We start from the raw sequence: 21,252 nt of genomic DNA, 5'->3' as shown, positions 1-21,252 counted from the left end.
ACCTAACGCTCCTGCATGTGGATGATTCTCTTGAGCGGCTTGAGACCGCTGTTGGTGACCAGGCGCGGCTTCACCGCCTTCCCGGGCAGCGGCGCGCTGCGGCGCCCGGCACGGTCGGGGAAGGCTGCGAGGTCGACAGCAGCAACGGAGCCGTTGGAGAGCGGGAGTAGCGCTTGCCCTAGGATGGCACCCACTGCCCCCCCGGTGCTGTATTGCACGCCCCATAGGTATGAGACACCTTCCCCGCATGGATCTAGAGACGGTTTGAAGGTGGGGAAGAACACTGCACCGCTCGTGACGGAGCTAGGTGAATCAAGGGCGCGCTCGCTTGCCAGCCCGGCGGATGCCCCGTCGAGGGCGATCCACCACCCCCGGTAGCTCCCAGGTTGCTGTCCGGGGAGGATCACCTTCCCGGCATCGGTCACCTCGGTGAGGTCACCTCGGGTGACAGGGGAGGCGGCGCAGATATCGTTGATCCTGAGTACGTTGTCACTGCCGTTGTAGCAAGGCTCGATGACACCAAAAAGCGCGCGTGCCGACTGCAGGTCGTCCTGATTGTAAAAGTGGCGACCGGTGCCGAAGTACAGCCAAAGCCGCTTGTACTGCCGGTCCTGGAGCTTCGCCACCGCCCCGGTGACAGGTCCAACGTCGTCGATCACCCGGCTCGTTTTCCAGTTAGCAGGGTTCGGGTCCTCGCCGGTGTAGAGCCGCAAGACCCCGCCCGTCCACCCCGCGTCGCCGCGCCTCGTGTACCCGACGTAGAGCGCCTCGTCCTCGTACTGTCCCCCCTTATTCGCGCTGCCGTTCCACTTGTCCGAATCGATCCCAGCACCCGCCATGCTTCCGCCGAAGGCGTACGCAATCCCCGTGTCGATGATCCAATAGTTGCGCCCCTCAACGAGGGGGGGGACCGCGTTCAGGTCGACGACAAAGAGCTTCAGATTCTGGTCCGAGGTGGCAGTGAACTGGCGTGTCCTTCGGTCAACGGCGCCCGTTGGGCCCGAGGCAAACACGGCAAACCAGCGCCCGTTACGGTCGGGGTCGTGGATCTCCACGGTTCCATCAACTCGGCGCGCCTTCACGCGCAGTATGGCCGCGCCGGAGGTGGCAAAGCCCATTTGCGGGTGCGAGAACTCCCACAAAAGCCGCGGGGTGCCTCCTTCGGCGCTCTGGTCGGTGACGTCGAGGGCGAAGTAGGAGGAAAGCCCACCGACACCGGCAGCCGGGGCCTTGACGCAGGTGGCAGAGCTACCATCATCAACGCAGTCAGTGCCGTAGGGGCGGCTCGCCCCACCAAGCCCCATCCCGGCCAGAAGGACGGTGCGCCAGTTGCTCCCTGCCTTGGGGCAGTTCCAGTAGTCGCTGCGGCTGCAAGTCGCGGGATCACCTATGCTCGCGTCGACGAGGGTGCTCGAGCCATCCACGTAGTACAGGTGCGGGTAGAGCGGTTCTTTCAGGTATCTGAGGTAGGGAAGCGCGCTCTTCGGGATGAAACCCCATTCCTCATCCCCTAAGACCTTGCCCACGACCGCATCGTCGTTCCCTAAAAGCTGGGCCTTGCGTGTTACCGGCCAATCTTTTTCGGGACGCACCTTGAGTGAGCCCAGCCTAAAGGCGTGCAGCATTCCATCGTTGGCGCCCACGTAGACGGTCCCACGCTTCCCGTACACACCCTTGATGAAATCCCCATAGGATGAGTCCCCATAGCCACGCGGCGAGGGAAGATGGTAGCTTCCAAGCGGCACCGCCGACTGCACTACCGGCGTCGACGAAACGATGTCGCCTAGTTTCCAGACGAGACTTTCTGCCGTGCCGTAAGCCTTGAGGCTTCTCTCCCTCGTCGGGGTTCCGCCGCTTCCGGAGGCGTCGTCCACCCCCTTCACAAAGGCGGCGATCTGTTCCGCCTCCGCCTGATCCTTGGCCTGCAGCAGTTGGCGATGGGCATCGACCGAGGTGTCGAGAAAGTCGATGAGCGTCGCCCCGTCGGTCTGGGTGTACAGGGTGCGCTTGTTGGGAGTTATCTTCCAGAGCTGGCGCCCCGCACGCCACAGGCTCTGCACCGCCTCAGGCACCACGCTTAGCGGATACCCCGAGGGCTGCGGTACATCGACGTTGCCGTCGCCATCGCGGTCGGTAAGAAGCGTGGCTCGGCCCTCCCCGAGAGGGCTCGGCACCTCGAAACGGACCACCCGGTCCTGCTTCAAATCGAGGATCTTGTCCGCATCGGTGTCCTCGCGGATGCTGCTTGCGGTGCCGCTGGTCCCGATCAGCGGATCGATGTAATACCAAAGCCCCTGCAACTCACCGGTCCAGACCGCAGAGCTCACCCCGCCGTCGTAACTCTTGTTGGGGAAAAACCTCGGCTGGAGGTAGAGGGCGCCGTTGCCGTCGCCTGTGGAGAGTAGCGAGGAGCCGGCGCCCGCGCTGGAGCCGCCAATCACCTGCAGGAAGATCCCCTTCAGCGCCCCCAGAAGGGCAGGTAGGTCCCTTACACTTTTCATGCTCCCCCCACCGTTTTGGGCGGTGAGCTGCATCAGCTTCTCCGGTATCCCCTCGTTCGTGGTGGTGCAGCTTCCATCAGCGTTGTAGCCACTTGTCGCATCGCCGCAGGGAGGGCCGGTGTAGACCACGTGCGTAGTGATGAAATCCTTGGGTTGGGCCGGCTGCTGGTTGAGGTCGTAGATGTTCCGGTGCCGGGCGACCCAGGCGACCTCGTCCAGGTTGTAGCTCCCCTGGTAAGGAGGGACGCCCGAACCCTTGGTGCCCATCGAAGTGGTCATTCCAGCAGGGAGGCCGCCGGCGCCGGACCACGTGGAAACGGCGTCGGCGACAAAAGCGTTCAGCGCCGGGGCGCGGTCCGCGGTGGACATCCCGTCGGTCACGATGAGTACGTTGTTACGTTGGCAACGGTACATGGATGGTGGCTTGGCAACGTCGAAGTCTCCAGGCTGAAAGCGATAGGAGCCGTTGTTGGCGAAATAGCCGATGCTCTGGTAGAGCGTCTCCGCGAGCGGCGTCCACGAGGTTCCCCTTATGGTATCGATAGCGGCGATGAGCCCCGTGGCGTGGTCCCCGACCGGCGAGTAGTTGATGTAGGAGATGATGCTGCCGCCGTCGCTTTTGGCGGTGGGAAGGCAGGGCCCCCTGGTGTCACAGTCCATGTCAGTGGCGCAGTCCCTTTGCGGGACGGCGTCCTTACTGCAGCGGCTCACGCAGTGGATCCCCCCCTCCTGATCGCACTCGGAGCGGGCACCATCGTCGTTGAAGGTAATGGCGCCGAAGTTGATCTCAGTCGCGAACTGCTGAATCAGCCCGGCGGGCGGCGCATCCGCGGCCACTCTCGCCACGACGGTCGCTATCGGAGCGCCGAGACTGGTGATGCCGGCGTCCAGGATGAAGGCAGGAAGTGCCGCGTCGGTCGAGGACCTGTTCGCATTCGCGGAGGGATCGCTGAGCCACGGATCGGACAGTTCCCTGCAGTAGTCCTTGATCGAATTGAGGGCGCAAGGCTGGTTATAGCTTAAGCCTCCCCCTTGAGTGCACTCACCCAGGTACCCCGTGGTATGTATGTACCCGTTATACTCGCGAGGGTTGTGATAAATCTTCGTCGCGCAGATGTCCTCTCCGGTGTTCCTAACGATCTGGAACGGGAGGAGGTAGGCCATGTAGCGCGAACGGCAGTCGTCCTTGATGACCATGGCCTCAGCGTCACCGAAGTCGGTCCCGCGCGAATAACAAAGGCTCAGGGTCTCGGTGAAGATCTTGCCCGGCGTCGGTATTCCTAAGGTGTCGACCAGATCGCCCATGCAGCGCCCAGCGGTGTCGGAAAGCTCGGATGGGGAAGCGTTTTCCTGCCAATTCTTCACCGCGTCGAGACAGTATTTCTTCCGGTACACCGCTGGATAGATGTCGATGCGGGTCGGCCCGCCATGACTCGACTGAGAGACGTACCCCGCTTCGGAGGGAATGGGCGCCCGCACACCGAAGGTGATCGGGAGCGGATCGCCTTTACCGTCGTACACCATCTTGACGTAGCGCTTGCCGACGCAGCCGCGGGACTCAGCCTGCATCAGGTTGGTCGCGGGGTCGTACTTGCCACCGGTGAGGGCGAGCTTCTCGAGGTCCAGTTTGCTCATGGCGAGCCAGTTAAGAAACTTCCCGGTGGCGAGGAAGGTGTCGAGCTTCTTCGCTTTAATGTTGACGCAGAGGAAGTCGGTGCGGGCCTGGTTGCAACTGCTAGCCGCGATGCTGTCGGTGGTAGCGGTGAAGCGCGTACCGGTGGTGACGTAGCGGTACACATTGTTTTCATTGAAGTAGCCGGGATAGGAACCTGCCGGATTGAAGGTGTCGTCGAAACAGAAAAGCGTCGGATCGGTATAGGCGAGGTCGTACATACTGGCGGAGTTGTCCAGCATGAGAAGGAGGTTCGGCCTCACCCCGAGCCCAGGTAAGGGCGGCACGCTGCAGTACGCCTGCATGGCGGCCGCAGGATCTGCCGCGCGCGCCGTTGCAGCAATAAGCAGTAGAACGGAGACCAGCATAACGACCACCGCGTAGCGCGCGGTCCGCGGCGCTGCACCCTTGTTCATCTCGGCCACCTCTCCCATTAAAGTGATTTCGCGGCGATGCTCGCACGGCAGAAACATTAGAAAATTTCAATCAGAAGAGTATAGCGTCGGCTTCTCGAAAATAAAGTCTCCTATCGAATCGATGGGTTCCAGGTCTTAAAAGCGCTCCCGGTCTAATTTGACATCTCCCCCTTCAGAGTTAATCTTTTCTTTAAATTCATTGGAAAGATCCGGTGACCTTCCCAATGGCCGTGCAGTTCTCAATCAAACGACCTTTCCCTCCCCGGGGAAGGGAAACGGAGGCGGAGAAGATGAACGAGTCCATGGATGACGGTTGGCCAGGCAGCGAAGGGTTTAGGGATTACCTGGCCCGGCGTGGGGTAACGAGGAGGGATTTTCTCTCTTTTTGCGGCAGGATGGCGGTGCTCTTCGGCGCGGCGTCGCTTCCCGGAGGGGGGCGGGCGTTCGCCAAGGACGTAGCCGAAAGGCTCTCCGGGGCGAAGCGCCCAAGCGTCATCTACCTCCAGCTCCAGGAGTGCACCGGATGTGTCGAGAGCCTGCTTCGATCCGGCAGCAGCCCGGTGGACCGGCTGATCCTGGAGCAGATCTCCCTCGACTACAACGAGCTTCTGATGGCCCCCTCCGGCACCGCCGCGGAGGAGGTATTGAAGGAGGCCGAGGGAAGGCCGCATCTTTTGCTCGTGAACGGCTCGGTGCCGCTCAACGATGACGGCGTCTACTGTACCATCGGCGGCGACTCCGCCCTGAACGTCCTGAAACGCGCGGCGCAAAAGGCGAGCGCCGTCATCGCGGTCGGCGCGTGTGCCGAGTACGGTTGTGTGCAGGCCGCCTCCCCCAACTTGACCGGCGCCGTCGGCGTCTCCGATGTCATCACCGACCGTCCCGTCGTCAACATCAGCGGCTGTCCCCCCATCGCGGAAACCATCACAGCCACCCTCACCTATTACCTCGCCTACGGTCACACACCGCCTCTGGACGGCAACGGCCGCCCACTCTTCGCCTACGGTCAGCGCATCCACGACAAGTGCCCGCGCCGGGCGAGCTTCGACGCCGGCCAGTTCGCCGACAGCTTCGACGACGAGAACGCCCGCCAGGGGCACTGCCTTTACCGCCTCGGCTGCAAGGGGCCGGCGACCTTCGCCCCCTGCGCCACGGTGGAGTGGAACATGGGGCAGAGCTTCCCGATCAAGGCCGGGCACCCCTGTCTTGGCTGCACCGAACGCCACTTCTACGACCGCATGACTCCCTTCTACGACAGGCTCCCCGGCTTCATGGTCCCAGGACTTGGCGTAGAGGCGACCGCCAACACCATAGGTATCGCCGCCGTCGCCGCCTCGGTGGGTGGCGTCGCCGTCCACTCGGCCGCCACGGTGATCGCGAAAAAACGCGCGAAAAAGGCGCGGCCCGAGACGCTCCCCCTCGCGGTCCTGGGCGACACGGAAAAGCGGGAGGACCAGGACAAAAAGACTTAACGCAAAGACGCCAAGGCGCGGAGACGCAAAGAGAACCTTAAAGCAAAGGAACGTTTTTGGTTTCCCCCAAAAAGCTTTTCTTTGCGGCTTTGCGGCTCTGCGTCTTTGCGTTGAAGCCTTTGGGGTTGAAGCCTTTGGTTTGGAGCTTTTGAGGTCAAAGGAGAAGTGAAATGGCAAGCGAGAGAATCGTCATCGACCCGATCACCCGAATCGAGGGGCACCTGCGCATCGAGCTGGAAGCGGACAACGGAAGGATAGGTGACGCCTGGGCCTGCGCCACCCAGTTCCGCGGCATCGAGCGGGTGCTTCAGGGGCGCGACCCCCGCGACGCCTGGGCCTTCGCGCAGCGCATCTGCGGCGTCTGTACCGGGGTACACGCCATCGCCTCGATCCGCGCCGTCGAGGACGCCATCAAGTGCAAGATCCCCCCGTGCGCGGAGCTGATCCGCAACCTCGTCTCCGGCATGGCGACGCTGCAGGACCACGTGATGCACTTCTACCACCTGCACGCCCTTGACTGGGTCGACGTCATGAGCGCGCTGAAGGCCGATCCCGCCGCCACCTCGCGTCTGGCAGCCTCAGTTTCCCCCTGGTCCAACAACTCAGCCACCTGGTACGCCGAGGTGCAAAAGCGCGTGGCGGCTTCAGCGGAAGGCGGCCTCGGCATCTTCTCCGGCGGCTACTGGGGACACCCCGCCTACCGTCTCCCCCCCGAGGCGAACCTCATGGCGCTCGCCCACTACCTGGAGGCGCTCTCCTGGCAGCGCGACATCATCCGCCTGCACACCATCTTCGCCGGGAAGAACCCGCACCCGAACTACCTGGTGGGTGGGATGGGCTGCTCCATCAATTTGAACAACCAGATCACGGTGAACCAGGTGCGTCTCGACGAGATGGCCGGCATGATCGACCAGGCGAAGCGCTTCGTCCTCGAGGTCTACTACCCCGACGTCCTCGCTATCGCCTCCTTCTACCCGGACTACGCGGCCATCGGCGCCTCCTCCCCGAACCTCATGGCGACCGGTGAGAGCGCCTGGTCCTGTTCGGGCGCCCCGGCGGGAGGGGTCTTCCCCGCCGCCCTTCTCATGGACGGCAACTACGGCACGGCCCACCCCTTCGATTCCAAAAGGGTCGCCGAGTTCGTCTCCTCCGCCTGGTACAGCCAGCCCGAGGGGGACCGGCAGGGGCTTCACCCGTGGCAGGGACATACCGAGCCGCGCTACACCGGTCCGAAGCCCCCATTCAAGCAGCTCTCCGACCAGCCTAAGTACACCTGGTGCAAGGCGCCGCGTTACGACGGCCGCGCCGTGCAGGTAGGCCCGAACGCCCGGATCATGGTGGCCGTGGCGCAGGGGCACGCCGAGACGGTGCAGCTCGCGAAAGAGGGGCTCGGAAAACTCCACGCCGGCATCGAGGCGCTCAACTCGACTTTAGGGCGCACATACTGCCGGGCGCTCGAGTCGGTCATCCTCGCCCGGCGTATGGATCAGTGGTTCGCCCAGTTGAACGAAAGGATCAAGTCCGGCGACACGGCCACCTTCCACAAGGAGCACTGGGAGCCCTCAAGTTGGCCCAAACAGGCACAGGGGATGGGGTTCATGGAGGCGGCGCGCGGCACCCTTTCGCACTGGATCGAGATCGAAAACGGTCGCGTCGCGCGCTACCAGGCGGTGGTGCCGAGTACCTGGAACAGCTCCGGCCGCGATCCTGGCGGGCAGCGCGGCCCCTACGAGGAGGCGCTGGCCGGCGGCGGGAAGCATCCGCTAGTGGACGCGAAACGCCCACTCGAGGTGCTGCGCACCATCCATTCCTTTGACCCGTGCATCTCCTGTGCGGTGCACGTGCTGGTGCCCGGTGGGGGCGGGGTGGAGGTGAAGGTGCGATGAGTCTCTATGACATACCTGAATCAGAGATACGGATCGAGCTCGAGGACCCGGTACCGTTTAGCGGGAGGAAGAGACGGGAACTCCTTATCGCCGCGGCGCTTGGCGCCCCTTTCGGGACCGACGATCCGGTCGACTTAGCCCTTTTGAGCGCGGCTTCGAAGAAGGAGGACCTGCGCCACTACGAGCAGCTCGCCTTCACCCCGCTGGAGCCGAGACTTGCCAGGAGCGTCGCGCGGGTGCGCCGCGTCGATAGCGGCGAGGAGGCGCTCATCGCCCGCGGCGAGGTGGACAGCATCCTTTACCTCTGCCACCCGGACGAGGCGACGCGCTACCGCGCTGAGATGCAGGCGGAGATGCGCATGACCCACGGCTTCCGCGCCCTCGGCGTCGGCAGGGGGAGCGTCGCTCCGGACGGGTCGGAACACTGGGAGTTCCAGGGGTACATTCCGGTGCGCGCCACCCGGCGCAAGAGTAGGCGCATCGAAGAGCCCGCCGAATTCCGCTACGTCTCGGTGTGGGACTGGCAACTGCGCGTGCTGCACTGGTTCTCGGTCTTTCTCATCCTGGTCCTCTCCGCGACCGGACTTTTGATGGGAAGCGGCCGCCTCGTCTACAGCGGGGCGGAGGGTTTCACCAACTACTTAAGCTGGCTAAGGCTCGTGCACTTCGTTGCGGGCTGGCTCCTTCTGTGTGCCGCCATCCTGCGCATCGCCGGTCTCTTCCTCGCCTCGAACCAGTTCCAGCGCTGGTACGCCCTTTTCCCGGTGCGCGTGCGCGACCTGAAGAACCTTGTGCAGGTGGCGCTCAACTACCTTTTCTGCCGCTTCGACCGACCTCCCCACTACATCGGCCATAACCCGCTGCAGCAGGTGGCCTACACCGCCATCTTCGGGGTTGGGCTCCTGGCGCTTTTCACCGGCTTCGCCCTTTACGCCCTCTACGACCCGGGGAACATCGTCTTTCGCTACTTCGTCATGTTCGACGACCTGGTCGGCGTGCAGTACGTCCGCCTCGCGCATCAGTTCGTCATGTGGATCTTCCTTGCCTTCATCCCTATCCACGTCTACCTCTCGGTGCGCGCCGACACCGTGGAGCGCGAGGGTGCCCTCTCCTCCATCGTGAGCGGCGGGCGCTGGTGCCGCAAGGGAACCCACTTCGAGGATGCTTGAGGTCCAATTGACAATGGGCAATTGACGATGGACAATTGGACCGCGAAAAAAACCGCCGGGGCGGATGCTCCGGCGGTTCTCGTTTGCGGAGGAACTATGGCTACCCTTTTTCGGACGATACTTCTGGTCTCCATTTTCCTCATGACGGCAGCAGCGGCACCGGCAGCGCAGAAGGTGAAATCTCTGTGCGAGATCAGCTACCCGAGCGACTCCCGCATACCGTGGAGCTGCCGGAAGCTCACCTGGAAGGATACGCCGCAGGGGCTTTTCGGTGCTTCGTGGCGCGACGTGCTCCGCTTCAACCGGATGGACCGGCGCCACTTCTTAGGCGGAGTCTCGATAAAGGTCCCGAATAATCTCGCGCAGGTGAAGAACTTCAACCCCATGCCGCTCACCTATCCCGCAGCCGCCAAGGAGCCCAAGTGCATCCTGGTGGATCAGACCGAGATGTTCCTGGGCGCCTACGAGTACGGCAAGCTCCACTTCTCCTCCCCCATCGCCCTCGGCATCGAGGGGATGATGGTCCCCAACGGTACCTTCCGCGTCGACGCCGCGGACCGCCGCCACCAGTCAAACCTGTACCCGGTGGAGGAGATCGGCCGCCCCTACCCCATGCACTACGGGCTCAGGTTCTGGGTGGACAAAAGCAAGGACGAGGAGCCCTCCTACTGGATCCACGGCCGCGACCTCCCCGGCTACCCCGCCTCCCACGGCTGCATCGGGCTCTACGACGAGGAGATGCAGTACGACTACTACAGAAAGCACGACCGCAAGGTGAACGGGAAGAACTACCACGAGCTCACCCGCCCCTTCCTGGAGGACGCCAAGGCCCTGTACGTTTGGGCCGTCGATCAGCGCAGCGACCCCGGAAAATTCCACAAGTTAAAAAACGGCCCGCTGGTGGTGATCACCGGCCGTCCGCCGCACACGCCGAAGAAGTAGCGGCGCGGGGCGGTAGCGTATCGCAAGATTATGGTGCCCGAGCCTCCCCCTCCCTTGACGGGAGGGGGGCGGGGGGTGGGTGAAGCTGCAAGCGATAGAAAAGGTGGCAAGTTACCCCACCCCCTAGCCCCCTCCCGCAAGGGGATGGGGAACAACAGCGTTTCCCATCCCCTGAAAAAAGTCCTTTGCGAATGCGAGGCATACAGGCCGCCTGGTCTGGGCACCAACAAAAAGGCCGCCTCCCGGTTGGGTGGCGGCCTTTTCGCTCGGCCTTTTAAACTGAGCATTCCTTCTTGATCCTTTCCTGCACCCACCGAAACCGGCACGGGCGCCTTTCATAGCGCCAGTGCCACCTGCAGAACGTCACCGCCAGTGGATGCAGCTAACCGGGCAAACGTCGATGGCATCGCGCTGAATGACGTCCTCGGAAGCGCCAACCGGATCGTATGCCTCGGCCTTGCCGTTGTCGGCAAAGCGGAACACTTCCGGCACGTTGTCCGTGCAAAGCCCGCAGCTGATGCAGACGTCTTGATCGACCCAGGGTTCTTTTGCCATGACTGTACCTCCAGTAGTTTGATGTGTGCTGCTCGTTAGATGCTATCCTCAAGCCTCTTTCTCTGTTCTTCCAGTTTCTCCTGCGCCTTCTCAAGTGCCGCGAGAAGCATCTTCTTCGACTCCTTGGTGAGGGTATCCTTCTCCTTCACGAATTCGGCGGCGCGGTCCGTCGCCTTTTCCACGAAGTCGGAAACCGTTTCGGCGAACTCGCTCACCGTGTCGTTAGCCTTCTCGCTCATATCCTCCGCCAGCGAGGCCAGGTACTTCCGCGTCTTTTTGCCGGTCTGCGGGGCGAGCAATAGTGCAAGTCCGGCGCCGATCAGGCCGCCGATCACCAGACTCGCCATCCCCCCTCCTTCACATTCCTTGTGTCCCATACCGTGCTCCTCCGTCCCTTTGGGTTTGAACGACAGCGGTAATACTAGCAACTAAATTAATCACGTCCAATTCAAAATCCAATTTAACCCCTTCCACCTTCTCATGAATCTGTGTAAGATATCGGTTTGTCTCAACTTCAAGAGCAGGAAAGGTTCAGGCTGCCATGAATATTGAACAGATGAAGACGGTTGTAAAAGAAATACTCTCCAAGACCGACCTGACCCCGTGCGTCGTCGGGCACCGCGGCGTCGGCAAGAGCGCGGGGATCATCCAGGCCTGCCGCGAGCTCGACCGCCAGTACGTGTCGCTGCGCCTCGGGCAGATGGAGGTGGGCGATCTGGTCGGCATCCCCTTCAGAAACGGCGACGTGATGCACTGGTCGCGCCCCTCCTGGCTTCCCGCCGAGGACGCGCCGGAAACGGTGATCCACTGCGACGAGCTGAACCGGGCCCAGCAGGAGGATACCCTGCAGGCGATCTTCCAGTTCGTGGAGCCCCCGGCGGAGGGGATGCTGCGCGCCATCCACACCCACACCCTCTCCCGCCGCCACAAGGTCGTGGTCAGCATCAACCCGCCCGACGGGAGCTACCAGGTGGCGACCCTCGACCGCGCGCTCATCGACCGCATGGTGATGCTCTTCGTGGAGACCGACTACCAGTGCTGGGCGCGCTACGCGCAGAAGCGGGAGCTCGCTGGCGAAGTGCGCCAGTTTCTCGCCGGCAACCACGGCTTCCTCGCTAAACAGGGGATGCCGATGGAGATGCAGGTGGAGCCGAGCGAGCGCGCCTGGGAGATGGTGAGCGTTCTCAAGAAGAACTGCCGCTTCCCCGCCGAGCTTGAGATGGAAGTCTATTCCGGGATCGTCGGGAAGGAGGCGGCCATCGCCTTCATGCGCTGGCTCTCGGACCGCAAGGGTAGGCCAGTCACCGCGGAGGAGATCCTGAACGCCTGGGCGGAGGTGGCCGAACGGGCCGAGTCGCAGCGCGACGACGTCCAGGCCGCGACCATCAACGACCTGACCGCCCTGCTCCAGGTCTCCCCCACCCTCAGCGAGGAACAGGAGGAGAACCTGGTCGCTTTCATCGCCGTACTGCCACGCGACCTGCGCTTCGGCTTCGTGAAGTCGCTCCTGAAGATCCCGGAGGTCGCCCTGCTTCTCGTGAAGGACAAACACGACGCCGTCATCTTTGAGGCCATGCAGGCCATCAGCGCCCAGGCGGGGTAGGAAGTGTCCACCGGCACCCTGCAAAACGCCGTGGTGCGCCTTTTAAAGGAGCGCCCTTTCTACGGCCACTTCCTTTTGAACCTGCGCCGCGAGGAGATGCCGCTCAAGGGAAAGGCCGCCGGCGTCACCATCAGAAACGGTACCCCTACCCTGGCCGTCGATCCCGGTCCCTTCGACCTTCTCGCCGCATCCGAGCAGCAGGCGCTTTTGGAGCACCTCGTGAAGCACCTTTTGCACCTGCACATGCTGCGTGGAAAAGGTAAGAACGCCCACGACTGGGACCTCTGCTGCGATCTCGCCATCAACCCGGACACCCCGGGACTCCCAGAAGGGGCGATCTACCCGACCCAGTTCGATCTCCCGGACGGGCTAGCCGCGGAGGAGTACTACGCGAAACTGGTGCGACCTTTCGACATCGGCAACCTCTCCGGCAGCGGCTTCGGCGACGAGGCAGAGGACGTCCAGGGGGCAAGCGGCGCGGGGAAGGCCCCCGACGCGGCCGCTACCGTCGACGACCACGCCGTCTGGAGCGACGCCGACAGCACGCCGCTGCCGCTTGCCGAGGAGATGCTGCGCGCAGTGACGCGCGAGAGCCTGCGCGGCAGCGACGGCGAGGCGCCCGCTGAGCTGCTTGACGTGGTGGACGCCCTCCTGCGCCCCTCCCCCATCCCTTGGCGCCAGGTGCTCAGGCAGTTCGTCGCCACCGCCGGAAGGATTGGCAAGACGAGCACCTGGATGCGCGAACACAGGCGCTTCGAGCACGACACCCCGGGGACGAAGAAGCGGCGCCGCCTGAACCTGCTGGTCGCCATCGACGTGAGCGATTCGACCGACATCGTCGAGCTGCGCGAGGCGTTCGCCAGCGAGCTTTTGCAGATAGCCCGGGGGCGCGACGCCGCGATCACCGTCCTCTACGCGAACAGCCGCATCCAGCGCGTCGAGGCGTTCAAGGGGAGTGCGTTCGTACCGGAGCGCTACGACGGCGGCGGGTTCACCGACTTAAGACCCGTTTTCGAGTACGCGAAGACCATGCATCCCCTCCCCGCCGCGGTGATCTACCTCACCGACGGCATAGGCCCCGTCCCGGAGCAGATGGAACTGCCGACCCTGTGGGTACTCACCGCCGAGGGGGAGAAACCGGCCCCCTGGGGCATCGAAATGAGACTGGAGGTTTAAATGATGGAAGAGAACTTCAAGCCGATGACCGCCGAATCGGTTGGAGAGATATTGAGGGAGGCAGGCGCCCAGGTGATGGTGCGCTCGGGACGCAGCGAGAACTACAGCGCGCCGCGCGAATTCTCCTTCGAGGTGAAGGCCATCTTCGAGAACGGGATGGGGCTGCACGTGGTGGCGCGCCAGTTCAACTACCGCGATCCGTGGGAGGCGGAAGGGAGGGTGAACGACCTGGTCGACGTGATGCTCTTGCGCGACGGCGCCCTCACGCCACTCCCGAAGGGTTACCCCTATTTCCAAGGCATCGACGAAGAGTGCGGACTGGATGAAGAGATGCTGCGTGAGGTGGTTGAATGCGTCCACAAGGTGAACCCCAAGCTCTATCTGCTTCAAGAAATGACAGGTGACCTGTAATAAAGCCCCATTGATTAACATGATTGTCATGTTAGACTGTCTCAGCGTGGGGCCTATGCCTTATCTTTCACCTCCATGTTCATCCGAGACGAGCCAAACCAAGGTCGAAGTTGGGAGAGACGTAATGAAAGCACTTGCGATTGCCTTCGCTGTCATCTCCACTCTCTGTCTTGCCGATGTTAAAGCCTTTTGCGCCGAACCTTTGAAGTTCGGCGTCGCCGCGATGATTTCTCCCCAGGAGACGGTCAAGTATTACGACCAGATCATCGACTACGTTGGAAAGAAACTGGGGCGGCCGGTCGAGATGGTGCAAAAGCGCACTTACGAGGAGACCGACCGGCTCCTGGAAAGCGGGGAGCTTAAGCTCGCCTTCGTCTGCTCCGGACCGTACGTCACGGACAAGGAGAAGTTCGGCGTCGAGTTGCTGGTAGCGCCCCAGTCCTACGGAGAACCCTTCTACTACGCCTACATCATCACCCATCGCAGCAGCAAGATCAGGAACCTCGCGGGACTTAAGGGAAAGAGTTTCGCGTTCACCGATCCCAAATCCAATACCGGTAAGCTCGCCCCGACCTACATGATCGGCAAAAGCTTCAATCTCCCTCCGGAGAAGTTCTTCAGCAAGATCATCTACACGAGAACGCATGACAAGGCGATCGAAGCGGTGGCAAAAAAGATCGTCGCCGGGGCGAGTGTGGACAGCCTGATCTACAACTACGCCGCCAGCAAGAATCCCCGTTTCACAAGCCAGACGAAGATCATCGCCAAGTCACCACGCTACGGCATCCCTCCCATAGTCGTCCGCGGCGACCTCGATCCTGTGCTTAAAGCGCGCATCAGGAACATCTTCCTGACCATGCACGAGGACCCCGAAGGCAGGGAAATCCTGGCAGGTATAAAGGTGGACCGGTTCATAGTCCCGAAAGATGCCGACTATGACTCGGTTCGTGAGATGGAAAAATGGCTTAAAAAGAACATCAAGTAGGCCTCGCTGCTGACCGTACAACTTCCACCGGGACGTCGGCGCACCAGCCGACGCTACGCGAAGGCAGGTATTAATGGGCACCTGGCAGATCAGACATCCAAGCCTGCAGCGAAGGTTTTTCCTCCTCTCCTTCAGCATCGTCCTCGTATTCTCCGTTGCCGTAGCGGTGACCCTGTTCGTCGCGCAAAGAAACAAGCTGGAGCTCACCCTCGAAAACAAGGGAAAGGCCTTCGCGAGTTACATTTCCTCGGTCTGCACCGATGCGCTGATCCTTAAGGATACCCTGCAGTTGGATGCCCTGGTCTCGGAGGTGCACGATGACGAGATCATCTACACCATCATCGAGGACGCCGATGGTATCCCGCAGACGACAGCCTTCGCCAGCCTGAATCGCTCCCATCCGCAGGTGAAACACATCCTGGAAAATCTCCCCTCCGATGCGTCCGTCAGTACCGTCGTGGACCGCCTGAAAAAGGACGGCGACGTAATCGAGCTACTGCAAAGGATCAGCGTCGATGCCTCCACTCAGGGCGCGGTCCGCATCGGGCTCAGCCGGCAGAACGTCCATGCACAGTTGGTGCGCCAGACCGAGATAATCCTGGTGGGCATGCTCTTCATGTCGCTCACCTTCTCCATCGTCCTGAATGCAGTCGCGAACCGGCTGGTGCTCCGCCCGGTGAGCGAGCTGGCCCGGGTCGCCGATGAACTGGCGGCCGGGAACATGGCCGCGCGGGTAACCTGCGCGTCGGTGGGGGAGATCGACACGGTCTGCAGGAGTTTCAACATGATGGCGGAGCGCCTGGAAGGAGACATCGCAGAGCTCAAGCAGGCCGAGGCAAACGTGCGTTTCGCGCAGGAAGCGCAGGAGGCGATCCTCAACTCGATGCCCGATTTAATGTTCCGGACCGACTTGGACGGGATCATCGTGGAATTTCACTCCTCCTCGCAGAACGAGCCCTACGTGCCGCCGACCCTGTTCATGGGAAAGAAGTTCCCGGACGTCCTGCCGGAAGAGCCGGCGCGTGTCATCACGGCAGCCCTCGCCGAAGCGGGCAGGACCGGCTCGCACCGGGGCGCGGTTTATTCCCTCGACATGCCGCAGGGAGAGATGTGGTTCGAGCTTTCCGTCACCGCGATGGGAACGCCGTGCACCGGGTTCATCCTGCTGGTCCGCGACATCACGGCGCGCAGGCGTCTCGAGGCCGAGCAGAAGCAGCTCGAAAAACAGCTCCTGCACTCGCAGAAGCTGGAGAGCCTAGGCGTCCTTGCCGGGGGCATCGCCCACGACTTCAACAACATCCTCATGGCCATCATGGGGAACGCGGAACTCGCCCTGATGCGGATCAACAAGGAGTCGCCCGCCATTGGGAACCTGCAAAACATAGAGCATGCCTCCGCCCGCGCCGCAGACCTGGCGGCACAGATGCTCGCCTATTCGGGCAAAGGCAAATTCGTCATCGAAGCGGTCGACCTGAACCGGCTGCTGCAAGAGATGCTGCACATGCTCAAGGTCTCCATCTCCAAAAAGGCCTTGCTGAACTTTCATCTCGCCGATCAGCTCCCGTGCATCGAAGGCGACGCGACCCAGATACGCCAGGTCATCATGAACCTGATCATCAACGCTTCCGAGGCCCTTGGAGAGAACAGCGGGACCATCTCGGTCAATACCGGCAGCATGATCTGCGATCACAGTTATCTGAAGAACGTCTGGCAGAACGAGGAGCTGCCGGAGGGGCTTTATGTCTGGTTCGAAATAGCGGATACCGGCTGCGGCATGGACAAGGAGACCGTGGGGAGGCTGTTCGATCCCTTTTTCACCACGAAGTTCACCGGCCGCGGCCTGGGGATGGCGGCCGTGCTGGGGATCGTGAGGGGACACAAGGGGGCGATCGTGGTTTATAGCGAGCCGGAAAAGGGGACCACGATAAAGGTGCTCATCCCGGCAAGCACGCTGCAGACGGTGAGCGAAAAGCCCTCTATCCCGGAGGAGGCCGCTTGGGAAGGGGCCGGAAAGGCGCTCCTTGTCGACGATGAGGAAGTGGTGCTGGATATAGGCACCCAGATGCTGAGGGAGCTCGGCTTCGCGACGGTCACCGCGCGCGACGGCCGGGAAGCCCTCGAGGTGTACAGGACGACCCCCGGCATCCGGTTCGTCATCCTGGACCTGACCATGCCACACATGAGCGGCGACCAGTGCTTGGTCGAGTTGAAGAAGATCGATCCCGATGTGAAAGTCGTCATCTCCAGCGGCTTCAGCGAGATCGAAGTGAAGCAGAAGTTCGCGGGGAGTGAGCCTGCAGGGTTCATTCAGAAACCGTACCGGCTCTCCGCACTCAGGGAGGTGCTCAAGGGGGTCAGTCCAGGCACCTGAAGACGCCGGAGCTCCAGAGGCAGCTGCCGCAGGGCTCGGAGTTCACGTAGCAGTCGACGTCGAAACGGTCGGCCTGCATCAGGTCGCAGGGAGAGGTGTTGCACTCGGCACAGGATGGGTAGTCGTGGCGCAGCACGTTCTCCCGGTAGCGGCGGAAGGGAGGGCTGTTCCAGATCCCCAGCACCCCCTTGTCCTTCACGTTGCCGAAACTCCAGGGCTGCACCGGGTGGAGCCAGCCGTTCGCGAAGGAGCGGCAGTGGTGCCAGAGGTGGTAGCAGGGATGCATGCCGCCGTCCCAGGAGATGAAGGCGCTCCCTTTCTCGATGAAGCTGCAGACGCGGCTCTCCCGCCTCGCCACCTCGGGAAGCTTCAGCTCGATCCCGGTCCTGCGCGCCACCTGCGCCGCCTCCTCAAAGATCTCCTGGCTTTCATGGATGCGCGCGGTGTCCAGGGCGAAGAGGCGTTTCAGGTCGAGCGTCACCCCGCGCTGCTGCGCGTCCGATTTCATCGCCGCCACGTACTCTATGATGGTGCGCTCCTCCTCGGTCTTCTTGTAATTCCAAAGCACCTCGAAGTAGCGCCGGATGTCGATCCCCTTAAGCTCCGCCTTGCTCATCCAGCTCTGGAAGAGCGAGATGGACTCGTCGCTTGAGAGGTCGTAGCTGCACTGGGAGAGGTGCGGCTCGTCGAAGGGGTGCAGGTGCGACACGAGCGCAAAGCTGACGCCGAACTCGGAGGCCCAGGAAAGAGCGGCCGGGAGCTGGCGCAGGTTGTCGCGCATCACGACGAACTCGACCCCGATCTCCATGTCGGGGCGCCGGCAGGCTACCTTTGCCGCCCCCAGCGCGTTCAACGCGTGCTCCAGGTCGACCAGTTGGCTGCCGGAACGGATGGAGCTGAAGGTATCGGCATCTACGCCGTCCATGGAGAGGCAGATGCGGTCTACCCCGGCCTCCAGGAGCGACACGGCGCGCAGGTGCGACAGCAAAAGGCCGTTACTCTGGAAGCCGACCCAGCTCCCGACCGGCATGAGCTTCTTCGCCCGCGTGATGAAGTGCTCCAGGCGGGTGTTGATGAGCGGCTCGCCGACGCCGTTCAAGACCAGCGCCTCCAGGTTCGGAAGCGCGGGCTCCAGCTGGCTGAAGGTGGCGACGTCAAGGTCGCCGTCCTCGACCCGGCTGCCGTCCGCGTTCTGCTTCATGCACATGACGCAGTTCAGGTTGCAGCGGCTGGTGGTCTCGACGAAGAGCTTCGAGGGGTATTCCAGGAAGGCCGGCTCGTTGTCCGGCATGAATTCAGACAGTGCCGCCGCGTTGTTGTTCATCTTGCGTTCCTCAAAAATCGTGTTGCCCCTCGCCATCCGGGAAAGGAGCCGGGGGGGGAGGTGCCGCCCGCGTCAAGACGTCCCACCCGGTCCTTCCCGGAAAGCGAAGAGTTCTCGGAGCCGTCGACGGCTACGTTGCCCGCCCCTCGTCTCCAACTGCCACTATATTACTGGTTCTCCTCCCCCTCCCTTGACGGGAGGGGGCCGGGGGTGGGTGGAGCTGCGGTCTGCACCGCTGATGGCGTCTACCCCCCCTATCCCCTCCCGCAAGGGGAGGGGGCAGCGTGGGCCAGTTTCCGAAATAGCCGAACCAACAGCCTCTCTATGCGACTCTCACCCTTTTGCCGCGCCTTTCAGCCCTTCCGCCACCAGCTCGGCGATGTCTTTCACGTTGGTGCCGCCCGTTGAGCGATCCTTCAGGCCGTCCTCCATCATGGTCATGCAGTAGGGGCAGGTGGTGCAGATGGTGCCGGGGTCGCCGGAGATCGCCTCGGTCACCCGGTTCAGGTTGATGCGCTCCCCCAGATGCTCCTCCATCCACATGCGCCCGCCGCCCGCGCCGCAGCAGAAGGAATTCTCGCGGCTTCGCTCCATCTCCGTGGGGGCGCTCCCCGTGGCGTGGGCGATGACGGAACGGGGCGCCTCGTAGACGCCGTTATGCCGACCTAAATAGCAGGAATCGTGGAAGACGATGTTGCCACCCTTCTTCGCGTGGTGATCGAGCTTCAGCTTACCCTGCGCGATGAGCGACTCGATGAACTCGGCGTGCGGGATCACCTCGAGCTCGAGGCCGTACTGCTTGTAGTCGTTTTTGAGCGTGGTGAAGCAGTGCGGACACTGGGTGACGATCTTCTTCACCCCCTTCTCCTGGAAAAGCGCCACGTTCTCCTTGGCCATCCTGTCGAAGAGGTACTCGTTCCCCAGGCGGCGCAGGCTGTCGCCGCAGCACTTCTCGTCCTTGCCGAGGATGCCGTAGGAAACCCCGGCCGCCTCGAAGATCTGCGTCATGGCGAGGGTCACCTGCTTGCTGCGCGAGTCGAATGACCCCGCACAGCCGACGAAGTAGAGGTACTCAGTCTTTCCCGCCTCGAAGAGCTGCACGTCGCGCCCGCCGGCCCACTTGCCGCGCTCACCCGGTGCGATGCCCCAGGGGTTGGAGCGCTGTTCCATGTTCTCGAAGAGGTTCAGAAGTTCTTCCGGGAAATCTGCCTCCATCTGCACCAGGTGCCTGCGCATCTTGGTGATCTTCGGCATCTGCTCGATAAAGACCGGGCAAGCGGCAAGACAGGCGCCACAGCTCGTGCAGGACCAGAGCGCGTCCGGCTTGATGCATCCCTCGCCCTCGCCGATCATCGGCACGGTCGGCTCGCCGCCGCGCTTTAAGAGATCGCCGTTAGCAAGGAGGTTCACCTTGATGTCGTGCATGACGAGGCGCGGGTTGAGCGGTTTGCCGGTGTTGGCGGCAGGACAGGACTTCTCGCAGCGCCCGCACTCGGTGCAGGAGAAGGAGTCGAAGAGGTCCTTCCAGGTGAAGCGGTCGATGCTCCCGGTGCCGAAAACGTTCCCCTCCTCGAACTCCTCGCGCGGCTGGGTGTTCGGCGTCTTTAGCTCTTTGAAGAAACAGTTCGGGATGGCGGCCAGGATGTGCATGTGCTTGCTGTAGGGAAGGTAGTTCATGAAGAAGAGCAGCACTGCCGCGTGCAGCCACCAGGAGAGCTGCGCGACGCTCTTCAGGGTCTCGCTCCCCTCCCCCGCCAGCATGGCTGCCAGCGCCGAGGAAACCGGCATCGCCTGAGCCGCCTGTTCCTGCCCCATGGCGATCTCCGCCGCGTGCAGGCCGAAGTAGGCGAGCATGAGCGTCCCGATCATGGAGAGGATGCCGAAGGCCTCGCCGGTGCGGGCCCCTTCGTAGGGAGGCGCCACCGCTCTTCGCACCAGGGCGATGACTACCGCGGCGAGGGCGCAGAGGGAGACGAGGTCGAAAGCGAAGACGAGCGGCAGGTAGAGCGCCGCGGGGAGAAGGCTGGAGAGCTTCGCCGCCGGGAACACCCCCGCGAGCAGGAATTCCGTGTTGGCGACTGCGAGCACCAGGAACGACCAGAAGATGAAGACGTGGTTGATGCCGAAGGGACGGCTCACCACCCTTTTCTGCAGGAAGGCGAAGAGGAACATCCCCTTGAGCCTCTCGGGGAAACTGGAGAGACGGTCTTCGGCCGCGCCGACGGCGACCAGGCTGAAGCGGCGATAGCAGCTCCAGGCGAAGATGGCGCAAGCCGCCGCCAGAAGCGGTGTGAAGATGACAGGATTAGGTTGCATGAACGTATCCTTGTAGTTGTTTTTTCGAAATCCGGTTAACCCGCTCAAGCCCGCAGCGGTGTAATAACAAAGCAGTGTCCCTTCCCCTGAAGGTCATCCGGGAATATCGGGGAAGAAGCGTTTCAGGCAAACCGTGTCCTCTTCTGCTGAGAACGGTGGCCTTAGAGCTCCCCCCTTTGCGAAGGGGGGACGGGGGGGATTTGCTTTTCATCCACTGGTTTCTAATCAGTTGAACGAAGTCACTTTCCTCACGGAGAAGTTATTCGTCATCTGTCATTTTACTGTTGCAGCGTGCGTGATCGCAGCGACAGCAGACGCTTGTATGGTCGGACCAAGACAAATCCCCCCTTGCCCCCCTTCGCAAAGGGGGGGACGTTTGGCCGGCTTACTGCTTCGAAGCAACACACACGTGCTTCCCCGGAATTCTCTGAGCCCCTCCTGAGGAGGGAAAGG

At 62.4% G+C, this 21,252-nt stretch carries 14 protein-coding genes; 9 read left to right on the top strand and 5 right to left on the bottom strand.

What is annotated here, in order from left to right; all coding sequences use genetic code 11:
• Nucleotides 1–2: 2 nt before the first annotated feature.
• Nucleotides 3–4,589 (bottom strand): pilus assembly protein, encoded by a 4,587-nt coding sequence (locus tag E8K79_RS21080; RefSeq protein ID WP_162604619.1) that lies wholly within the window; start codon nucleotides 4,587–4,589, stop codon nucleotides 3–5.
• A gap of 290 nt (nucleotides 4,590–4,879) precedes the next feature.
• On the opposite strand from E8K79_RS21080, the gene E8K79_RS07260 reads away from it, so the two are divergent.
• The 4 genes from E8K79_RS07260 to E8K79_RS07245 all read left to right on the top strand — a co-directional run bounded on the left by E8K79_RS07260 (nucleotide 4,880) and on the right by E8K79_RS07245 (nucleotide 10,058).
• Nucleotides 4,880–6,061, top strand: coding sequence for a hydrogenase small subunit (locus E8K79_RS07260; protein ID WP_136514162.1), 1,182 nt, complete (start codon nucleotides 4,880–4,882; stop codon nucleotides 6,059–6,061).
• Between the two features lie 170 nt (nucleotides 6,062–6,231).
• Nucleotides 6,232–7,947: a nickel-dependent hydrogenase large subunit gene (locus tag E8K79_RS07255; RefSeq protein ID WP_136514161.1), complete on the top strand. Its 1,716-nt coding sequence runs from the start codon at nucleotides 6,232–6,234 to the stop codon at nucleotides 7,945–7,947.
• The gene (locus E8K79_RS07250) at nucleotides 7,944–9,116 is read left to right on the top strand and encodes a cytochrome b/b6 domain-containing protein (RefSeq protein ID WP_136514160.1); all 1,173 of its coding nucleotides are present in this window, start codon (nucleotides 7,944–7,946) and stop codon (nucleotides 9,114–9,116) included. Before E8K79_RS07255 ends, E8K79_RS07250 begins: the two co-directional genes overlap by 4 nt.
• Nucleotides 9,117–9,212: 96 nt before the next feature.
• Complete coding sequence (locus E8K79_RS07245) at nucleotides 9,213–10,058, top strand: L,D-transpeptidase (RefSeq protein ID WP_136514159.1); 846 nt, start codon at nucleotides 9,213–9,215, stop codon at nucleotides 10,056–10,058.
• Between the two features lie 363 nt (nucleotides 10,059–10,421).
• On the opposite strand, the gene E8K79_RS07240 is transcribed toward E8K79_RS07245, so the two are convergent.
• Together E8K79_RS07240 and E8K79_RS07235 are read right to left on the bottom strand one after the other, a co-directional pair.
• A complete protein-coding gene (locus E8K79_RS07240; RefSeq protein WP_136514158.1) occupies nucleotides 10,422–10,613 on the bottom strand; it encodes a ferredoxin in 192 nt (63 codons plus the stop codon).
• A gap of 35 nt (nucleotides 10,614–10,648) precedes the next feature.
• Nucleotides 10,649–10,990 carry a YtxH domain-containing protein gene (locus E8K79_RS07235; RefSeq protein ID WP_198419790.1) on the bottom strand — a complete coding sequence of 114 codons (342 nt, stop codon included), beginning with the start codon at nucleotides 10,988–10,990 and terminating at the stop codon, nucleotides 10,649–10,651.
• A 164-nt stretch (nucleotides 10,991–11,154) separates the two neighbouring features.
• Here E8K79_RS07235 and E8K79_RS07230 point away from each other — a divergent pair, with 164 nt between their 5' ends.
• The 5 genes from E8K79_RS07230 (at nucleotide 11,155) to E8K79_RS07210 (ending at nucleotide 17,159) form a co-directional block, all read left to right on the top strand.
• Nucleotides 11,155–12,216, top strand: a complete 1,062-nt coding sequence (locus tag E8K79_RS07230) for a hypothetical protein (RefSeq protein WP_136514157.1) — start codon at nucleotides 11,155–11,157, stop codon at nucleotides 12,214–12,216.
• Nucleotides 12,217–12,219: 3 nt separating this feature from the next.
• Nucleotides 12,220–13,392: a vWA domain-containing protein gene (locus tag E8K79_RS07225; RefSeq protein WP_136514156.1), complete on the top strand. Its 1,173-nt coding sequence runs from the start codon at nucleotides 12,220–12,222 to the stop codon at nucleotides 13,390–13,392.
• 3 nt (nucleotides 13,393–13,395) lie between these two features.
• Entirely contained in the window at nucleotides 13,396–13,803 is a 408-nt protein-coding gene (locus E8K79_RS07220; RefSeq protein ID WP_135872396.1) for a hypothetical protein, read from the top strand.
• A gap of 124 nt (nucleotides 13,804–13,927) precedes the next feature.
• Nucleotides 13,928–14,788 (top strand): substrate-binding domain-containing protein, encoded by an 861-nt coding sequence (locus E8K79_RS07215; protein ID WP_135872118.1) that lies wholly within the window; start codon nucleotides 13,928–13,930, stop codon nucleotides 14,786–14,788.
• A gap of 73 nt (nucleotides 14,789–14,861) precedes the next feature.
• Nucleotides 14,862–17,159: a hybrid sensor histidine kinase/response regulator gene (locus E8K79_RS07210; RefSeq protein ID WP_136514155.1), complete on the top strand. Its 2,298-nt coding sequence runs from the start codon at nucleotides 14,862–14,864 to the stop codon at nucleotides 17,157–17,159.
• Here E8K79_RS07210 and E8K79_RS07205 read toward each other — a convergent pair.
• Nucleotides 17,143–18,483: a radical SAM/SPASM family putative metalloenzyme maturase gene (locus tag E8K79_RS07205; RefSeq protein WP_136514154.1), complete on the bottom strand. Its 1,341-nt coding sequence runs from the start codon at nucleotides 18,481–18,483 to the stop codon at nucleotides 17,143–17,145. The two genes, E8K79_RS07210 and E8K79_RS07205, sit on opposite strands and share 17 nt — an antisense overlap.
• A gap of 333 nt (nucleotides 18,484–18,816) precedes the next feature.
• A complete protein-coding gene (locus E8K79_RS07200; protein ID WP_136514153.1) occupies nucleotides 18,817–20,799 on the bottom strand; it encodes a (Fe-S)-binding protein in 1,983 nt (660 codons plus the stop codon).
• Between the last annotated feature and the right edge of the window lie 453 nt (nucleotides 20,800–21,252).

Origin of the sequence: Geomonas edaphica (assembly GCF_004917075.1) — a bacterium.
In the GTDB taxonomy this organism is placed as follows: Bacteria; Desulfobacterota; Desulfuromonadia; order Geobacterales; family Geobacteraceae; genus Geomonas; species Geomonas edaphica.
The sequence above is the reverse complement of the archived record's forward strand: the minus strand, read 5'-3'. Positions and strand labels throughout refer to the sequence as shown.

Bases quoted from the DNA above. Each gene is read 5' to 3' on its own strand.
- E8K79_RS07200 (WP_136514153.1), bottom strand. From the start codon at position 20,799: ATGCAACCTAATCCTGTCATCTTCACACCGCTTCTGGCGGCGGCTTGC.
- E8K79_RS07210 (WP_136514155.1), top strand. From the start codon at position 14,862: ATGGGCACCTGGCAGATCAGACATCCAAGCCTGCAGCGAAGGTTTTTC.
- E8K79_RS07260 (WP_136514162.1), top strand. From the start codon at position 4,880: ATGAACGAGTCCATGGATGACGGTTGGCCAGGCAGCGAAGGGTTTAGG.
- E8K79_RS07220 (WP_135872396.1), top strand. From the start codon at position 13,396: ATGGAAGAGAACTTCAAGCCGATGACCGCCGAATCGGTTGGAGAGATA.
- E8K79_RS07215 (WP_135872118.1), top strand. From the start codon at position 13,928: ATGAAAGCACTTGCGATTGCCTTCGCTGTCATCTCCACTCTCTGTCTT.
- E8K79_RS07205 (WP_136514154.1), bottom strand. From the start codon at position 18,483: ATGAACAACAACGCGGCGGCACTGTCTGAATTCATGCCGGACAACGAG.
- E8K79_RS07245 (WP_136514159.1), top strand. From the start codon at position 9,213: ATGGCTACCCTTTTTCGGACGATACTTCTGGTCTCCATTTTCCTCATG.
- E8K79_RS07240 (WP_136514158.1), bottom strand. From the start codon at position 10,613: ATGGCAAAAGAACCCTGGGTCGATCAAGACGTCTGCATCAGCTGCGGG.
- E8K79_RS07250 (WP_136514160.1), top strand. From the start codon at position 7,944: ATGAGTCTCTATGACATACCTGAATCAGAGATACGGATCGAGCTCGAG.
- E8K79_RS07235 (WP_198419790.1), bottom strand. From the start codon at position 10,990: ATGGGACACAAGGAATGTGAAGGAGGGGGGATGGCGAGTCTGGTGATC.
- E8K79_RS21080 (WP_162604619.1), bottom strand. From the start codon at position 4,589: ATGAACAAGGGTGCAGCGCCGCGGACCGCGCGCTACGCGGTGGTCGTT.
- E8K79_RS07255 (WP_136514161.1), top strand. From the start codon at position 6,232: ATGGCAAGCGAGAGAATCGTCATCGACCCGATCACCCGAATCGAGGGG.
- E8K79_RS07230 (WP_136514157.1), top strand. From the start codon at position 11,155: ATGAATATTGAACAGATGAAGACGGTTGTAAAAGAAATACTCTCCAAG.